The 16,969-nt window shown below is 66.7% G+C and carries 12 protein-coding genes; 9 read left to right on the top strand and 3 right to left on the bottom strand.

All coding sequences use genetic code 11. The features are described 5' to 3' along the window. The first annotated feature begins 24 nt into the window (after nucleotides 1–24). From RSA25_RS00060 to RSA25_RS00025, 8 genes are all read left to right on the top strand, one after another. On the top strand, nucleotides 25–288 hold the full coding sequence (locus RSA25_RS00060) for a type B 50S ribosomal protein L31 (protein ID WP_332806879.1): 264 nt from the start codon (nucleotides 25–27) through the stop codon (nucleotides 286–288). A 353-nt stretch (nucleotides 289–641) separates the two neighbouring features. Beyond that, nucleotides 642–1,919: a citrate synthase gene (locus tag RSA25_RS00055; protein ID WP_332806878.1), complete on the top strand. Its 1,278-nt coding sequence runs from the start codon at nucleotides 642–644 to the stop codon at nucleotides 1,917–1,919. A gap of 332 nt (nucleotides 1,920–2,251) precedes the next feature. Beyond that, nucleotides 2,252–2,764 carry a CS1 type fimbrial major subunit gene (locus tag RSA25_RS00050; protein WP_332806877.1) on the top strand — a complete coding sequence of 171 codons (513 nt, stop codon included), beginning with the start codon at nucleotides 2,252–2,254 and terminating at the stop codon, nucleotides 2,762–2,764. Between the two features lie 55 nt (nucleotides 2,765–2,819). After that, entirely contained in the window at nucleotides 2,820–5,543 is a 2,724-nt protein-coding gene (locus RSA25_RS00045; RefSeq protein ID WP_332806876.1) for a TcfC E-set like domain-containing protein, read from the top strand. Next, complete coding sequence (locus RSA25_RS00040; RefSeq protein ID WP_332806875.1) at nucleotides 5,540–6,670, top strand: CfaE/CblD family pilus tip adhesin; 1,131 nt, start codon at nucleotides 5,540–5,542, stop codon at nucleotides 6,668–6,670. The genes RSA25_RS00045 and RSA25_RS00040 overlap by 4 nt, the downstream gene beginning before the upstream one ends. 14 nt (nucleotides 6,671–6,684) lie before the next feature. Then, nucleotides 6,685–7,383, top strand: a complete 699-nt coding sequence (locus RSA25_RS00035; RefSeq protein WP_332806874.1) for a pilus assembly protein — start codon at nucleotides 6,685–6,687, stop codon at nucleotides 7,381–7,383. A 61-nt stretch (nucleotides 7,384–7,444) separates the two neighbouring features. Next, entirely contained in the window at nucleotides 7,445–12,280 is a 4,836-nt protein-coding gene (locus RSA25_RS00030; RefSeq protein WP_332806873.1) for an ESPR-type extended signal peptide-containing protein, read from the top strand. A 249-nt stretch (nucleotides 12,281–12,529) separates the two neighbouring features. Then, on the top strand, nucleotides 12,530–13,333 hold the full coding sequence (locus tag RSA25_RS00025; protein ID WP_332806872.1) for a hypothetical protein: 804 nt from the start codon (nucleotides 12,530–12,532) through the stop codon (nucleotides 13,331–13,333). A gap of 33 nt (nucleotides 13,334–13,366) precedes the next feature. Here the strand turns inward: RSA25_RS00025 and RSA25_RS00020 are convergent, their stop codons facing one another. Continuing rightward, nucleotides 13,367–14,674, bottom strand: a complete 1,308-nt coding sequence (locus tag RSA25_RS00020) for an ATP-binding protein (RefSeq protein WP_332806871.1) — start codon at nucleotides 14,672–14,674, stop codon at nucleotides 13,367–13,369. After that, entirely contained in the window at nucleotides 14,671–15,366 is a 696-nt protein-coding gene (locus tag RSA25_RS00015) for a winged helix-turn-helix domain-containing protein (RefSeq protein WP_332806870.1), read from the bottom strand. The genes RSA25_RS00020 and RSA25_RS00015 overlap by 4 nt, the downstream gene beginning before the upstream one ends. Before the next feature lie 212 nt (nucleotides 15,367–15,578). Between RSA25_RS00015 and RSA25_RS00010 the strand changes: the two genes are divergently transcribed. After that, entirely contained in the window at nucleotides 15,579–16,190 is a 612-nt protein-coding gene (locus RSA25_RS00010; protein ID WP_332806869.1) for an outer membrane beta-barrel protein, read from the top strand. 23 nt (nucleotides 16,191–16,213) lie between these two features. Here RSA25_RS00010 and RSA25_RS00005 read toward each other — a convergent pair whose 3' ends face one another. Next, nucleotides 16,214–16,858 carry a hypothetical protein gene (locus tag RSA25_RS00005; protein WP_332806868.1) on the bottom strand — a complete coding sequence of 215 codons (645 nt, stop codon included), beginning with the start codon at nucleotides 16,856–16,858 and terminating at the stop codon, nucleotides 16,214–16,216. Nucleotides 16,859–16,969: the final 111 nt, after the last annotated feature.

Genomic DNA, 16,969 nt, shown 5'->3' with positions numbered 1-16,969 from the left:
CAGCCCATATTACGGTGCGCGCCCATGAAGGCCGATACTCATCCGAACTACCGCGACGTGGTTTTCCACGACGTGACCTCTGATTTCAAGATCCTGACCCGTTCCACCATGGCCTCCAAAGAGACCGTGAAGTGGGAAGACGGCAACGAGTACCCGCTCGTCAAGGTGGAAATCTCCTCCGCTTCGCATCCGTTCTACACGGGCAAGCACAAGGTGATCGACACCAGCGGCCGTATCGACAAGTTCCAGAAGCGCTTCGGCAAGCCGGCGGCGCCGACCGCAGCCTGAGTTGTCGCTGCAGTTGCATGAAAACAACGGTCGCTTCGGCGGCCGTTGTTTTTTGCTGTCCGGGGTTTGCCAGGGCGTTCAATCGCCCGGCCGTATCTGAACGCCAGCTGGCGGGGGAGGCGGACCGGCGCAACGCTGTGTCCGGACAAAAACGTCCTGATCCGGCGCAGCCCTTGCCGCGTCTGGCGCAAAGGCGCCCACGCGTGCCCAGGCCCGCGTCTACGACTTCCGTCCTAGGGCGGCAGAAATGTTGCTGTGCGATAATGGCGGGATCCACGATAACGATCGTGGACTTCCTTCACGTGCCTGCCCCACGCGCTTGGGCGGGCGCCTTCCCTCGAGGAGCGCACACAGTGTCCGATCTTGATCAGGTCACGCTCAACGCCGGCGACACGTCGGTTGTTTTGCCCGTCATCAAACCTACGCTCGGCAACGATTGCGTCGATATCTCGAAGCTGACCAAGGAAACCGGTCTCTTCACTTACGACTCCGGCTTTACCGCCACCGCCAGCTGCAAGTCCGCCATCACCTATATCGACGGTGACAAGGGCGTGCTGCTGTATCGCGGTTACCCCATCGAACAGCTGTCGGAAAAGTCCAGCTACGTCGAAGTGGCCTACCTGCTGATCAACGGCGAACGTCCGAGCGCCGAGCAGCTGAAGGCCTTCACCGATGAGCTGGCCGCCGAAGCCGACGTCGATGCCTCGATCAATACCCTGATCGGCAGCTTCGCCAAGGATGCCCATCCGATGGCCATCCTGACCGCCGCCATCGCGCAGCTGTCGGGCATCTACCACGCCTCGCTGGACCTGTCCGACGCCGAACAGCGCCGCCAGGCCGCCGTGCGCCTGATCGCCAAGGTGCCGACCCTGTCGGCCCTGATCTACCGCCATGGCAAGGGCCTGCCGGCCAACAAGCCGGACACCTCGCTGGATTACGTCAGCCGCTTCCTGAAGCAGACCTTCGAGTCGGCCGACGGCCAGTACGAGCTGAACCCGGACGTGGTCAAGGCGCTGGACCTGCTGTTCATCCTGCACGCCGACCACGAGCAGAACGCCTCGACCTCGACCGTGCGCCTGGTCGGTTCGACCGGTGCCAACCCGTACGCGTCCGTCGCCGCCGGCGTCACCGCGCTGTGGGGTCCGGCCCACGGCGGTGCCAACGAAGCCGTGCTGAAGATGCTGGAAGAGATCGGCACCGCCGACAACGTCGAGTCCGCCGTGCTCAAGGCCAAGGACAAGACCTCCGGCTTCCGCCTGATGGGCTTCGGCCATCGCGTGTACAAGAACTTCGATCCGCGCGCCAAGGTCATCGGCGTGATGACCAGCAAGGTGCTGGAACAGCTGGGCGTGCAGGATCCGCTGCTGGACGTGGCCGTCAAGCTGGAACAGGCCGCGCTGCAGGACGACTACTTCGTCGCCCGCAAGCTGTACCCGAACGTGGATTTCTACAGCGGCATCATCTACAAGGCGCTGCAGATCCCGACCGAGATGTTCACCGTCATGTTCGCCCTGGGCCGCACCTCCGGCTGGGTCGCGCATTGGCTGGAACAGCAGGTCGACCCGGAAATGAAGATCGGCCGCCCGCGCCAGGTCTACACCGGTCACGACGTGCGTGATTACCAGGGCTGATCGGCTTCGGTAATTCGCAGTGAAAGGCGCCCCGCATTGCGGGGCGTTTTTTTTTGTGTCGCGCACGCGTATTCGATTGGTGCGGGATGGCGTGCAGCCACCCGTGGGGTGGCTCTACCTGCATTGGACTGAGTACAAAATTCGGAATCTGTGTAATTGTTTTGGACTGCGGCTGTGATCGCAAAACGCGCAAAAAGTGCCTGTTTTTAAGATTGGTTGAATGGGTAAATCACACCTCTCTAACTAACCTGACTGGGCCGCCACACCCCACGTGGTGACGGCGGTGCTTCCCTTGGAAGCTTCCTCCAAGAAGAAAAACAGAGAGAGAGCCAATGTCCAGCATCATCAAGAAAGCCGCGCTCGCTGCAGCGCTGGCCACCGTTTCGCTGTCGGCCACTGCCGCCGAATCCAACATCTCCGTCTGGGCCCAGGTCGACACCTCGCTGGCCCTGCTGAAGGACGATGGCACCGCGCTGCCAGATACCGTCAACCTGGTGCACAACCCGCACAGTGGTCTGGTGCCGTGGAGCCAGCAGGTGCGCATCTACACCAACGACATCGGCAAGGACGTGGAGATCCGCCTGGTCAACGCCGCGTCGCTGACCGCCACCGAGGCGGCCAGTGCTGCGCCGGTGGTGCCGCTGCGCGTGTCCCTCAACAACACCGAACTCACCGTGGCCAGCAAGGATTTCGCGGCCAGCGACCTGTTCGACGGTGGCGTCCCGGGCGGCTCGGTGTCGATGCCGCTGACGATCGCCCAGGCCACCCGTGCCCCGATCACCGTGGCCGGCAAGTATGAAGGCCTGGTCAGCATCGCCATGGTCCAGAAGACCACCCCGCCGTAACAGCTTCCCCGCGCCGGCCCGTTATCCGGGCCGGCCGCTTACGGGCAACACCCTCATGATGACCCCTGCACCCGCCCTCACCCGGCTGGCGATCGCGCTCGCCCTGTCATTGCCCACGCCGTGGGCGATGGCGCGCGGCGTGCCGTCTGGATTCGAAGACCTGGTCGAAGGCCAGATCGAACAACTGGATGTCAGCCTGTTCGGCCGCTCGGCCGGGATCTCGCCTGTGCGCGTCACCCTGGAACACGTAACACTGGAAGACCCGGCCGCCGTGCTGGCGGCGCTGCATCTGTCGAGCGAGGCGCAGCAGGCCCTGCTGCCGGCCGCCTCGAAGCCGCTGCCGCGCAACAGCCACCTGGCCTGCCGCTTCGGTGCCGGCACCACCGGCTGCGGCTACCTGGACCCGCCTGACGATCCGGCCGCCATCCGCGCGCTCTACGACGAAGGCGAGGGCGTCGTGCGCCTGTTCGTGGCCCGCCAGTGGATCAACGGCGAACCGGCCGCCGCGCGCTTCCACAGCGTCAGCGCCAATGCCGAAAACGCGTTCCTGCACCAGCAATCCATCAACGTCAGTGGCGGCCGTGGCATGCAGGCGCTGTCCGCGCAGGGCGTGGGCATGCTGGGCGTGATGCAGCGCGGCCACCTGGCCGCCGAATGGAACTACAGCCAGCAGCGCTACCGCCACCAGCGCATGCGCGATGACTTCCAGCTGGACAATGCCTATTACCGCCACGACCTCGGGCCGCAGCACTACCTGCAGCTGGGCCGCATGGACCGGCGCAATCTGTCCAGCCCGCAGGGCGGCACCTTCAGCTTCGGCATGCTGCCGCTGGACCGCTTCCAGGGCCTGCGCGTGGGCACCACCCAGGCCTATGTGGATGCCGCCGCCGCCGTGCAGGCCACGCCGCTTACCGTGCTGCTGGCACGCGATGCGCGCGTGGACGCCTTCGATGGCGACCGTCTGCTGCAGACCTTCTACCTGCAGGCCGGCATCAACCAGCTCGACACCCGGCGCTTCCCGTTCGGCAGCTACACCGTCAGCCTGCGCATCCTGGAGGACGGTGTGCTGGTACGTACCGAAGAAGCACCGTTCGACAAGGGCGGCGACTGGACCGACAGCAGCGTGCAGTGGTTCCTGCAGGGCGGCCGCCGCCATGAGCGCCGCGATGCGCGCTACAACGATGAACTGGCCGCGATGGCCGGCCTGCGCGTGCCCCTGGCCTGCGATGTGGCCATCACCGCCGGCGTGGCCGATACCGGCGGCTACAGCTACGGCGAACTGCGCGTGGACCTGCGCCGTGTGTTCGCCACCCAGGAAGTGCGCGCCGCGTTCAGTGGCATGCAGGGCAGTGACGGCAGCCGTGGCCAGCAACACCAGCTGACCTATCGCCGCCTGGCCTCCTGGAACGTCTACCACCAACGGCTGCGCGGCAAAGCCTGCCAGTTCGAGGATGATGCGCGTGACCGCCTGGGCTGCGCCGACTCGCTCAGTGCGTCGATGGCCCTGCCGCTGGCCGGCGGCAGCGCCTATGTCGGCTACACCCGTCGGCAGACCTGGCGCCCTGGCCGCGACCTGCCCGGCAGCAGTGACGACCCGCTGGCCACGCTGGACCCGCTGCTGCCGCCGCTGCTGCCCGAGCCCACCCGCCAGCCGCAGCTGAGCCGCACCTGGCAGGCCAGCTACAGCCGCACCCAGCGCTGGAATGAATTCAGCGTGGGCACGCGGGTGGGTGTGTGGCAGCAGGACACCGATGGCACCCTGCAGAGCCGCCGCGACCGTGGCATCTATTTCAACCTCAGCCTGTCGCGCCTGCAGCGCAACGAGCGCGGTGCCTCGCAGCGGCGCTACAGCGCCGACCTGCGCCAGCCGGCGCACGCGCGGCCGGACATCAACTACAGCGCCAGCCAGAGCCTGCGCCAGGAATACGACAGCCAGTACCGCGAAGTGTCGGCCGAGCTGCGTGGCAACAACAGCGACCGCTACAGCGCCAGCCTGGCGGCGCAGCTGCAGAACGGCATCGGCCATACCGGCGCCACCGTGGTGGGCTACCAGCAGCGTGGCCGCAGTGAAATGGCGTACAGCGCCAGCCACAGTTCCGGCCTGGCGCTGGGCGCGCGCGGCCTGTACTGGGGCGGTGGCCTGGGCGCCGAAGCCGGCCTGGCGGTGCAGGTGGAAGGCACCGACGACCTGGATCTGAAGGGCGTGGCGGCCGAACTGCAAGTGGGCGGCCTGCGCCGGCAGACGCTGGCGCTGGGCGAGCGCCGCTTGCTGCCGCTGTCGGCCTACCAGTCGCACCGGGCCGAAGTGCAGGACGCCAGCCACCTGGACAGCATCGCTGCCATCCGCGTGACCGGGGTGGGCGGTGCGCGCCCCTTGTTCCTGCCACCGGGCCGGCTGCTGCGCCTGCCCATCCCGATCGAGGTGACCTACACCTTCATCGGCAACGCACGCGACATTGCCGGGCTGCCGCTGGGCGGCGCCCGCATCCTCAACGCACCGGTGCCGGGCACCGGCGCCAACGGCGGCTTCGTCGCCGATTTTCCGCGTCGCGAACGCACGCTCTACCTGCTGCAGGACGACCGCCTGCTGCAGTGCCCGCTGCAGGTGCGCGAGCGCCGCAGCGTGGTGCTGCTGGTGGGCGCGGTGCAGTGCGAGCCCCTGGCGGTGGCCCAGCTGCCGGCCGACATCCGCCAGCAGGCGCGCGTAAGCCGCCTGCTGCAGGAACAGGCCCTGATCGCCGCGACGCCCCAGACCGCTGCTGCAGGAGGAACGCCATGAGGCGGGGTGTTGTGTGGATGTGGGGCGTGCTGGCGCAGCTGGTGCTGGTGCCGGGTGCGTGGGCGCAGCGACCGCCGGAGACGCATCCGTCGAGCGCGCGGCAGGACGTGGTCATGACCTGGGATCGCTCGGCAATGCCGGGGGATATTGAATTGTGGGCGCCGCGGACGGTGTTGGGGTATGAGCGCGGAGGAACGCTTGGATACGGGCAACTATTTCTCACCTGTAGATCCAGTGCCAGCTCAGAAAGCGGCAAATGCCCTACAGAAGATACGCGGGAGCCTGCAAATGGGGTTGGTAGCATCGTGCAGCTTCAGCTGACTGAATTCCGCTCAGGAATGGTAGTTGACATGGACATTCGAGGCTCATTGCTTCGCGCAGATGCCACGTTGGCATGCGATTCAGACTATTGGTCTCCGTATCAACGTCCACTGTCGTCATCGGATGCTTCCGAATGCAATTTTCAGTTGCCTGCCGGAACAGGCGCTGCCCTACAGATTCCGACACACGAACTTCGAAAGCTGGTGGCTGGGAAGTGGAGTGCAACGCTGCTTCTAGATCTTCGTCTTCCACCCAGTCAGCACATAGCCACCTACACCTTCACCTTCGACTTCATCATCACCGATCACAACGCGGTCTCCATCTACTTCCCCGAGTTTCCCCAGACCACGCCCCTCGTCGATCTGAACCTGCGCTACGACCCGCTGGCCCACACCGTGGGCGGGCGCAAGTTGATGGACATGTGCCTGTATGACGGCCTGGGCTCGCAGAGCGACTACCTCGGCATCACCGTCACCGACACCAGCGGCCGCACGCCCGGCCCGCTCGGCTACTCGCTGTGGCACGACGACGGCGGCAACGATGACGACCAGCGCCTGGACTACATGATCGAACTGGAACATGCCGGCGTGCGTCGCCGCCTGGCCAGTGGCGTGGAAGAGCAGCTGCACGGCATCGACACCGCGCCACTGCATCTGGTCCTGCTGCCGGGCATGTCCCAGCCGGTGTTCTGCGTGCCCACGCCGCTGCTGCTGACCACGCCACGCGTGCCCATCACCGACCAGCGCGCCGGCGGTTACGAAGGCGAACTCAAGGTGCAGCTGCGCGTGCCCACCACCCGTCCATGACCTTGGAATGCCCCATGAAACCGATCGCCCTCTGCCTGCTGTCGCTCGCCCTCGCCGCCGCCTTGCCCGCACAAGCCAATCTCACCGTGCACCCCATGCGTGCCTCGGTGGATGCAAAGAAGGGCACCAACATCCGCGTTTACTCGCAGTCCACCCAGCCGCAATACATCCAGGCCTCGATCCGCCGCATCGTCAACCCCGCCGGGGCCGATGAAACCGAGGTGGACATCGAACCGGCCGAGGCCGCCATCGCCATCACCCCGGCCAAGTTCGCCCTGGCCGGCGGCGGCAATCGATTGATCCGCGTCATCCCCCTGCAACCGGTCACCCAGGAAACCGCCTACCGGGTCTATTTCGAAGGCGTGCGCGGGCCCGAGGAAACGCCGCTTGAAGGGAACGGCCAGGCCGCGCAGGCCAACGTAGGCGTCAGCCTGGTCTGGGGCGCCCTGGTGAACGTGCTGCCCGATGACGGCACGGTGGACTTCCGGGTGGACGGCAACCAGCTGCGCAACACCGGCACGCTGCGCCTGGGCATCACCAGCATCGCCGAATGCCAGGGCAGCCGCTGCACCGCGCACGACGTGTCGCTCAGCCTCTATCCCGGCAGCGCCCTGCCGCTGCCGTTCGTGCCGACGCCGGGAAGCACCGTCCAGCTGCGCTACCGCCTGACCCGCGATGGCTACCGCGAACACCTCAAAACCCTCACCCCCTGATTCCCCTTGCTGCCGTGGAGCCGATGCCACGGCGACGCTTTTTCCCTGTTAAGGAGTTGCCATGAACAAGATCTATCGCCGTATCTGGTCCACCGCCCGGCAGTGCTGGGTGGTGGCAAGTGAGCTGAGTGCTGCCCACGGCAAACGAAACGGCCTCGTGAGCTGTGCGGCGACGGCCATGGTCTGCCTGTCGATGCCCGCTGGGGCAGCGGTGTTCAATGAAAGCTGCTCGCCAGTGTTGGGTAGCTACTATGAGTGCACGCCCTCATATGGTCATGATGACAACCGGGTGTATACCATCGTGGGCAGCAATACCCGCAACTCGATGATTACCGGCAACGGCACCGAGATCGATGGCGTCAATGCCACTGGGTTTGGTCATTGGAGCAAAGTTCTGGGCGATCGCACAACGGCGATGGGCTACTATGCCAGGGCCTATCAAGGCTATAGCACCGCACTGGGCGCCTGGTCGCTTGCCCACGGCATCGGTGCCACCGCCATCGGTAACGAGGCTGAAGCCGTGGGTAAAAATGCCGTGGCGCTTGGCAGCAATGCCGTCGTGAACACGGGCGCAGGTCTCGGTGGCATCGCCATCGGTGGCAACGCACGGGCCGGTACCCTGGGATGGAGTGGCGCAATGGCGCTGGGGGCAGGGGCAAGTGCCACCCACGACAGTGTAGCCATCGGCCATGAAGCGAAGACCACTACCTATAGCGCCGTGGCACTGGGGCGTGGCTCCGTGGCCGACGAAGTAGATACGGTTTCTGTTGGCAACGCCAACAAGCAGCGACGTATCGTCAACGTGAAAGATGGCACGCTGTCCGCCACCAGCAAAGACGCGGTTACCGGTGGCCAGCTTTTCAAGACCAACGAGAGTGTAACGGAGGCGCAGACTACCGCCAGCGCCGCCCGATCCACCGCCGATCAAGCACTGGCCAATACCCGGCTCGTGACCCAGACCTCGCCCAGCAGCGCCATCCGCCTCGGCGGTGACAACACGGGCACGGTCATCAACGTGGCCAACAAGAACGGTACCAAACGAGTCGTGCAGAACATCGCCAACGGCGTGGTTAGTGCAACCAGCACCGACGCCATCACCGGCCAGCAGCTGCATGCCACCAACCAGAATGTGACGGCGGCGACGAGCACCGCCACCGCCGCGCAGACCGCTGCCGCCACTGCCAAGTCCACCGCCGATGGCGCGGTGACCCGCGCAACCGCACTGGAGGGTCTGGTCGGGCAGGTGTCGGCCTCGGGCAATGTACGCCTGGGCGCCCAGAATACCGGTACGTCGCTGGACGTCCGCAACAAGGCCAATGCCAACCGCAAGGTGACCGGTGTTGCCGATGCCGCCCTGAGCGCCACCAGCAGTGAAGCGGTCACCGGCCGCCAGCTGCATGCCACCAACACCAGCGTGACCACCGCGCACAACACCGCCACCGCCGCGCAGACCGCTGCCGCCACCGCCAAAGTTACCGCCGATGGCGCGGTGACCCGCGCAGCCGCACTGGAGGGCCTGGTTGGGCAGGTGTCGGCGTCGGGCAATGTGCGCTTGGGCGGCGAGAACACGGGCACGTTGCTGGACGTGCGCAACAAGGCCAATGCCAACCGCAAGGTGACCGGTGTTGCCGATGCAGCCGTAAGCGCCACCAGCAGTGAAGCGGTCACCGGCCGCCAGCTGCATGCCACCAACACCAGCGTGACCACCGCGCACAACACCGCCACCGCCGCGCAGACCGCTGCCGCCACCGCCAAAGTTACCGCCGATGGCGCGGTGACCCGCGCAGCCGCACTGGAGGGCCTGGTTGGGCAGGTGTCGGCGTCGGGCAATGTGCGCTTGGGCGGCGAGAACACGGGCACGTTGCTGGACGTGCGCAACAAGGCCAATGCCAACCGCAAGGTGACCGGTGTTGCCGATGCTGCCGTAAGCGCCACCAGTAGTGAAGCGGTCACTGGCCGTCAGCTGCATGCCACCAACACCAGCGTGACCACCGCGCAGAACACCGCCACCGCCGCGCAGACTGCGGCCGCCGCGGCAAAGACCACCGCCGATGGTGCGGTGACCCGCGCAACCGCACTGGAAGGCCTGGTCGGGCAGGTGTCGGCCTCGGGCAATATGCGCCTGGGGGCTGACAACACCGGCGTGGTGCTGGATGTGGCCAACAAGACCGGCGGCAAGCGGCGCATCTACAACATCGCCAACGGTGTCCTCAGCGCCGGCAGCACCGACGCGGTCACCGGCCAGCAGTTGTTCGCCACCAATGAAGCTGCCCGCGTACAGGCGCAGACCTTGTCGTCGCACGCGCAGCAGCTTGCTTCGCATACCGGTCGTATCGATGAAAACGAGACCGCGCTGGATCGTTTACGCGATGACTTCGACAATTTCAACCCGGAGTTGGAGGGCGTCGTGAAGTTCAGCGATGACCGAAGCCAGGTTGAGATGGAGGGTGCGCGCGTGACGGGGGTTGCGGCGGGTGATATCAGCTCGGCAGCAAGCAAGGATGCGGTGAATGGTGGGCAGTTGTTTGCTACGAATCAGCGTTTGGGCGCTGTTGAATCCGTAGGCAAGTTCGTTTCTGTAGGTGATGGGGGAGATCAAGATTCTGCCTCCGCGGGTCGCTTCGCCGTTGCAATAGGTGACTCAGCCAGCGCATCGTTGGGCTCAGAAGGTGGAGTCGCTATTGGCAGCTACTCGAACGCGCGCGGGCGTAACTCAGTTGCTGTCGGCCGAGCTGCCTCGATTAGCGACGGTGCAGACAACGCATTTGCCTTAGGCACCCGATCGGCTGTCCAGGCTGCAAATGGATTGGCGATGGGTGCGGAGAGTCGCGTTATGACGGGGGCGTTGGACAGTGCGGCTATCGGAAGTAAGTCGGTCGCATCGGAGTCAAATACGATCTCCTTTGGGCATTCCACGTTACAACGGCGCCTTGTGAACGTGAGTAGGGGTATGGCCATTCATGACGTTACAACCGTCGCCCAGCTCAACGAATCTCTCGCTACTCTCGGTGCTGGTGCGAGCTTGGACGGCAACGGCAACGTGATCGCCCCGACGTACAGGATGCAAGGGAGTACCCAGCGCACGGTGGGCGACGCGCTGACAGTGCTGGACGACGCCACCACCAAAACCGGCACACGCGTGGGCGCGGTTGAAAGGAAACTGCGTTCGATGTTTGACGATGCACCGGGCGGTCGCGCAGATGGTGTCGGCCAGCTATCCCTTGCAGGCGCGAACGGGTTGGTGCTGACCAATCTGGCCGACGGTCGAGTGGCAGCGGGCAGCCGCGATGCGGTTACTGGCAGCCAGCTGTATGCGGCCAAGCAGGATATTGCGCGTAACCGAAGCGATCTTGAAGAGCTGCAGCGCGAATCGAATGGCTCAGGACTGCGCACTCTGATGTCTGAGTCGGCAGTTTTGGCTGACGTCAGCTTTGGTGGTGCTCGTTTGACCGGTGTTGCAGAAGGACGGATCTCCAGCGCGAGTTCGGATGTTGTGACCGGCTCGCAGCTGTTTACATCAAATGAGCGCATTTCGGACCTTGAAAAGTCCCGAACGGGTATCGCCATCAGCTCCAAGTACGAAAGCAACTCTCATGCGAAGAGTGGCGATCGCGCGGTAGCAGTTGGTGAATACGCATCGGCGAGCGTGAATGGTGCAGGTGGAACGGCCGTCGGTAACTCTGCTGACGCATCCGCAGAAAACTCAGTGGCTCTTGGTCAGTCTTCGTTCGTGGCAAGTGGAAATGAGGGTGGGGTGGCTATCGGCTCGCGTGCGAGGGCGGACGGCCCGCGGAGCACGGCAATTGGGGATCGAGCTTGGGTCTTTGGCGGTGCGGAAAACTCCGTGGCTATTGGTGCAGGTTCTGAGGCAATGCGCTCCAATGAGTTCTCGATTGGCGGCCTTAGCAATTTGCGCAGGTTGACGAACGTCGCAAGTGGCATCGCTTCTTACGACGCCGCTACGGCTGGGCAGTTGCGCGATTCTCTGGTGTTGTTTGGTGGCGGCGCTACGCTGGATAGGCAAGGGAATATTGTCTCCCCTTCCTACAAAATCCAAGGTGGCACCCATATGAATGTAGGCGATGCTCTGACCGCGCTGGACGGCGCCGTCGTCTCCACCGGCTCGCGCATGGATCGCGTGGAGGGCCATCTGCGTTCGGTCTTCCAGGACACCCCATCCCTCCGCACCGACGGCGTCGGCCAGCTGACCCTGGCCGGGGCACAGGGCATGGTCATCTCCAACGTCGCCAACGGCCTGGTCGCCGCCGGCAGCCGCGAAGCCGTCAACGGCGGCCAGTTGCACAGCATGCAGCAGCAGCTCAATGGGCGCATGGATGGCCTGGAACAGCGCATCGACACGCCGCAGGCCCGTTCGCTGTCCGTTGCCTCGGCCAGCACCGGGACGGCGCCCGTAACGGCAGCGGCCGATGAACCGGCAGCACCCACGCCGCCGCCCGCGAGCGACAACGACAAGGCCATCGCCGATGCCGGCACGCCGCCGCCGGCCTCGCCCACGCCGCAGCCCAAGGCCAGTACGCCCGAATCGCCGAAGCCGCAGGTGGATACCGCCGAGCTGGAGAAGATGCTGGCGCGCGCCAACGAGTACACCGACAGCGCCATCCAGGACGTGGAGCAGCGGCTGGAGAAGATGGACAAGCGCTTCAACCGCATGGCGGCGATGAGCAGCGCGCAGACGGCCATGGCCATGAACACGGCTGGCCTGGCCACCTACAACCGCCTCGGTGCGGGCGTGGGCTATGCCGAAGGCGAGTCGGCGATGGCGGTGGGCTACCAGCGCGTGCTCAACGACAAGGGCTCGGCCACCTTCAGCCTCAATGGTGCCTTCACCAACAGCGGTGAACGCAGCATGGGCGTGGGCGTGGGTATCGGCTGGTAATCGCGCAGGGCAGGGCCCGTAACGGGCCCTGCCATTCCACAGGACCACACAGATGCCACTCGCCATTTCTCCGAGCCTGCCGCGCCGGGGCCGTGCGCCCCGCGCGCGGTCCGCCGACCCTCCACCCCGCACCGACGTGACGCGCGGGCATCCCCCGCGCACCTTGTCACCGCGATCCCATACCCGGCCCGCCATGCCCGGCTGTCATGCCCGCACCGCGGCCGCGCGCGCTGCCAATGAGGCGCACCCATGCTGCTCAAATTGAATGTCCACCACGTGCGCCTGCAGGACCTCGCCGTAGACGCGGAGGCCGTGGCCGCCTTCGAGCAACGCTGGCGCGCACACCTGCAGGGCATGGCCGCCTACGTGGACGACCGCCACAACCTGCTGGACGCCGACACGGTGCAGCCGCTGTCGCCGCTGGTTCCCACCGACGTATACCTGTCCCATGCCACGGGCGACCCGACGCAGGTGCTGCAACTGGCGGTGGCGCTGGAAGCCACCGGCCTGCGCGTGTGCGTCGGCGCCAGCCTGTGGCGCCAGGCCGAGGCCTTGCTGCAGACGATGCAGCGCCCGCGCGGCGCCGATGCGGCATTTCTCGATACCCCCTATGCCGAACAGGGCCGCCTGGTGCGCGCCTCGGCCAGCGTCTGGGCGATCGTGGCGGCCGTGCAGCAGCGCCTGATCGACGCCTGTGAGCTGTTCATCCACCTGGAACAGCCGCCGGTGCGGCTGGGCGAGGCGGTGCGTGACAGCCGCTGCGGCGGCTCCACGTGGGCGCTGTCCGAGCGCCTGTTTGCCCGCCACGCGGCGCGACGGGGGCGGCCCCGGCTGCGCCTGGAAGCGCTCCGGCCGCCAGCCGCCGAAGGGACCGCGCCGCTGCTGGCCGCGCAGGAGGCCCACGCCATCCCGTGGGACGGCCTGCTGCGCGCCATCGCCGATACAACGGGTTTGCCGGCCGCGCCGGGCTGGCGCGACTACCCGGTGTTTCTCGACCATCTGTATGGAAAGCTGCCGCTGAGCGCACAGGAGAAAACGCTGCTGGGCTGGTAAGGGCAACAGGCTGCCCGTGGCCACACCGAGTGGTCAGGGCTGCCCCGCCGGGCCGTCCAATGGCAGGCACAGCATCACGCAGGCCCCGCCCAGGTCCGAGTCGGCGATCGTGGCCGTGCCGCCATGCTTTTCAGCCACGGCGCGCACCATCGCCAGGCCCAACCCAATGCCGTCGCTGCCATCGCCGCGGATGTAGGCGGTGAACACGTGATCGCGCAGGGCGTCCGGAAAGCCCGGTCCATCGTCATCGACGCGGATCAGCAGCGCCGGCGGGCGCACGACGGCATCCAGGTTCACCTGCGTGCTGGCGTGGCGCACGGCGTTGGCCAGCAGGTTGCGCAGCGCCAGCTCCAGGGCGGGGCCATGCCCCTGCAGCGTCACCGCGTGCGGCAGGCGCAGGCGCACCCGACAGCGGGGCGGGGCGGGCACCTGCTCGATCACGCTGGCCAGCAGCGCGCCCACGTCCAGCGGTTGCCGCTCCACGCATGGCATGCGGCCGAATCGAAGGTATTCCAGGCTGGCGCGCGACAGCCGCTCCAACTGGTCCACGTCCTGGTGCAGGGCCTCCAGCAGTGTGGTCGGCGCGGCGGCCTGTTCCTGCAGCAGCGGCAGCACGAACCGCATCCTGGCCAGCGGCGTGCGGATCTCGTGGGCCATGGCCTGCGTCATCAGGCGCTGGCCTTCCAGCAGGGTCTGCATCTGCCGGCTGGCGTTGGCCACGGCCATGCCCAGGGGCTTGAGCAGGTGGGTGCGCGGCAGCGTCTCGGCACTGTCGAACGCATTGCGCTGGAGGCGGTCGAGCTGCCGGCCGATGGCCGCCACATCCCGCCAGAAGCGATGCAGCAACAAGCTCAGGGGCAGCACGATGGCACCCACCAGAATCAGGATCAGGCCCCACCAGAAGCCGCCATCGCCGGTGGTGACATCGCCGGCGCCCGGTGCGATGTCATCGAAGTCGCCCAGGGTCAGCACGCGCGAGCTGCCGGGCATGCGCTGGTGGCTGTACGCGCCGGCATCGGTGGTGACAATCGCACCGGCGGCCAGTGCCGCCTGCTGCGCCTCAGAAAGCCGGGGCGCCAGCGCGTGCATCTCCTCCAGGGCAAGGGGATAGGCGAAATCGCGCTGGAGCATGGCCAGCGTCGGCTGCCAGCGGGCGGGCGGCTCGCGCAGCAGCCGCTCCTGCAACAGCGCATGGGTGCCGCGCACCTGGCTGCGCACGGTCTGCGCATAGTGCTCGTCGGTGAGCGTGTTCAGTTGCCACACGCCCACCAGCAGCAGGGCCAGCTGGGCCAGGACCACGCCACAGGCGTAGACGACGTGCAGGGTGACGCGGCCCTTCATGATGCACTCCGTGCCGACGGTGGCGAGAACAGATAGCCGCGTCCGCGCACGGTGCGGATCAGGAACGGTTCGTTGGGGTCGTCACCGATCTTGCGGCGCAGCCGGGAAATCCTGGCATCGATCGAACGATCCAGCCCGTCGAAGCCGATGCCGCGCAGTTGCTTGAGCAGCGTCTCGCGGTCGAGGATGCGGCCCCGGTGCTGGATCAGCAGCCAGAGCAGGTCGAACTCGGCGGTGGTCATCGCCACGATGTCACCGGCCAGCCGGGCTTCGCGCGCGGCCGGGTCCACCGTCAACGCACCGAAGGCCAGCACGCTGCCGGCATGGACGGCGGCGGTGCGCCGCAGGTGGGCGCGCAGGCGTGCCAGCAGCACGCGCGGCTCGATCGGCTTGGTGATGTAGTCGTCGGCCCCCAGCTCCAGGCCCAGCACCTGGTGGATGTCATCGGCGAACGCACTGAAGATGCACAGCACCCCGGCATACTGCCCGCGCACCGCGCGGCACACCTCCAGGCCGTCGGCCGTGCCCAGCCCCAGGTCGAGCAGGACGAGGTCCGGCGCGGTCTGCAGGATGCGTGCGGTGGCCAGCGTCGCGTCGGCGACGTGGAGCACGTCCAAGCCGTGCGCGCGCAGGTAGTCGCCAATCAGGCAGGCCAGGCGCTCATCGTCTTCCACCAGCAGAACCAGTGCCATGCAGGTCGCCCGCCGCAAAGCGCCGATCATAGGCAGGCGCAGGTTGGCAGTGACGGGTTGCGACGGTGGCTGTCGTGTTCGCCCGCAATTCGCCGATGTCGTTACACATCGTCACGCGCGGTCGAAAACAGCGGCAGGTCGGTGACACACGCGCCACTGAACATCGTCGGGATCTTCGCCAGCATGGCGGCTCCAACAACGGAGACAAGCACATGCGAAGCATCGGAATGGCGGTAGTTCTGGGGGTCGGTGGTCTGGCCAGTGCGGGGGCAAGCGCCGCGGACGTCCAGCGCGAGGGCGTGTATGCACTGGCCGGCGTGGGCGTGCAGGGGACGGTGTGGGAGCGCGACACCCCCAAGGCGGCCGGCGGCGGCGACGACACGCGGATCGACAACCGCCTGGGCTACACGCTGGGCACCGGGGTGCGGCTCACCCCCTTCCTGGCGGTGGAGGCCAACTACTACGGCATGGCCGGCAAGGCCAGGAAGGAGCAGGTAGGCGCGTTCGGCAACCAGGCCGCGACCGCCTCGGTGCTGGGGATCTTGCCGGTAGGCGGACGCGTGGACCTGTACGGTCGGGTGGGCGGCGGCTATGTCCGGCAGGCATTCGTGCCCAAGGCAGGCAGCCGTTACGCGCCGGCAGAAGACACGCGCGCGGCGCTGCAGCTGGGGGCGGGGGTCAACGTGCACCTCAACGGCGGCAGCTTCCTGCGGGCCGAGTGGAACACCTGGCGGCCCGCCAAGCGCAGCGCGGTGGCCAAGGCCAGCGGCGCCGATCGCTTCGGCACCGCGCAGCTGGCACTGTCCTATGGGCTGACCTTCTGAGTAATTGAAGGCGCGCCCGCGCCTCAGCCCCGCACGTAACTGTCGATGTCCTCATCGGCCAGCAGGCTGGCCACGCCGCTGGCCGAGGCGCGCCGCACCGGCTTTTCGTCGATGCTGGACAGCGGCGGCTGGCGCAGCGCGTCGTAGGGCAGGACGGCGATGTCGAAGATGAGGTCTTCGGCGCCAAACACCCATACCGGCACGTCCAGCACGCGCTCGCGGTCCAGCCGCAGCCGTCGGGTGCGCAGCTCGGCCGGGATGCCGTGTTCGTCGAGGTAACGCTGCACCGCATCGGCATCGTCGCTGTGCACCTGCAACTGCACCGGGCTGTTGGCATCGGCGGTGCCTTCCAGCACCGGGCCGTACAGGCGCGGGGAAAACCCGCTCAGGAACGCCATCGCGCGCAGGGCGGCCTCGCGGCGCTGGCGCAGCTGGGTGCCGTGCCCGGCCCCGGCAAACAGGCGCTGGTGCTGGCGCAGCGCGTCTTCGATCTCGGCGTTGCGTGGCAGCGAGGCGTCGTCGTGGATGTTCAGGCGGGCGGCGGCCTTGAGCTTGGCCTGGTGGTAGTCGCGGATGCCGCCTTCGGCCATCAACCGGGCCGCCTCATGGGCAAGCCGGTGGCGACGTTCGCGGGTCTGGGTGGCTGCATGCTGGTGTCCACGGTGCATGAGCGGATCTCCTTGGGCGACCTGCACGGCAATGTACACCGGCGATGTGACAACCGGGTAGAGCCACCCCATGGGTGGCTGCGCGCAATCCCTCCCGCCGGTAGAGCCACC

The organism is Stenotrophomonas sp., assembly GCF_036662295.1.
Lineage (GTDB): Bacteria > Pseudomonadota > Gammaproteobacteria > Xanthomonadales > Xanthomonadaceae > Stenotrophomonas.
Note: the sequence above shows the minus strand (reverse complement) of the source record. Positions and strands in the feature narration are given on the sequence as shown.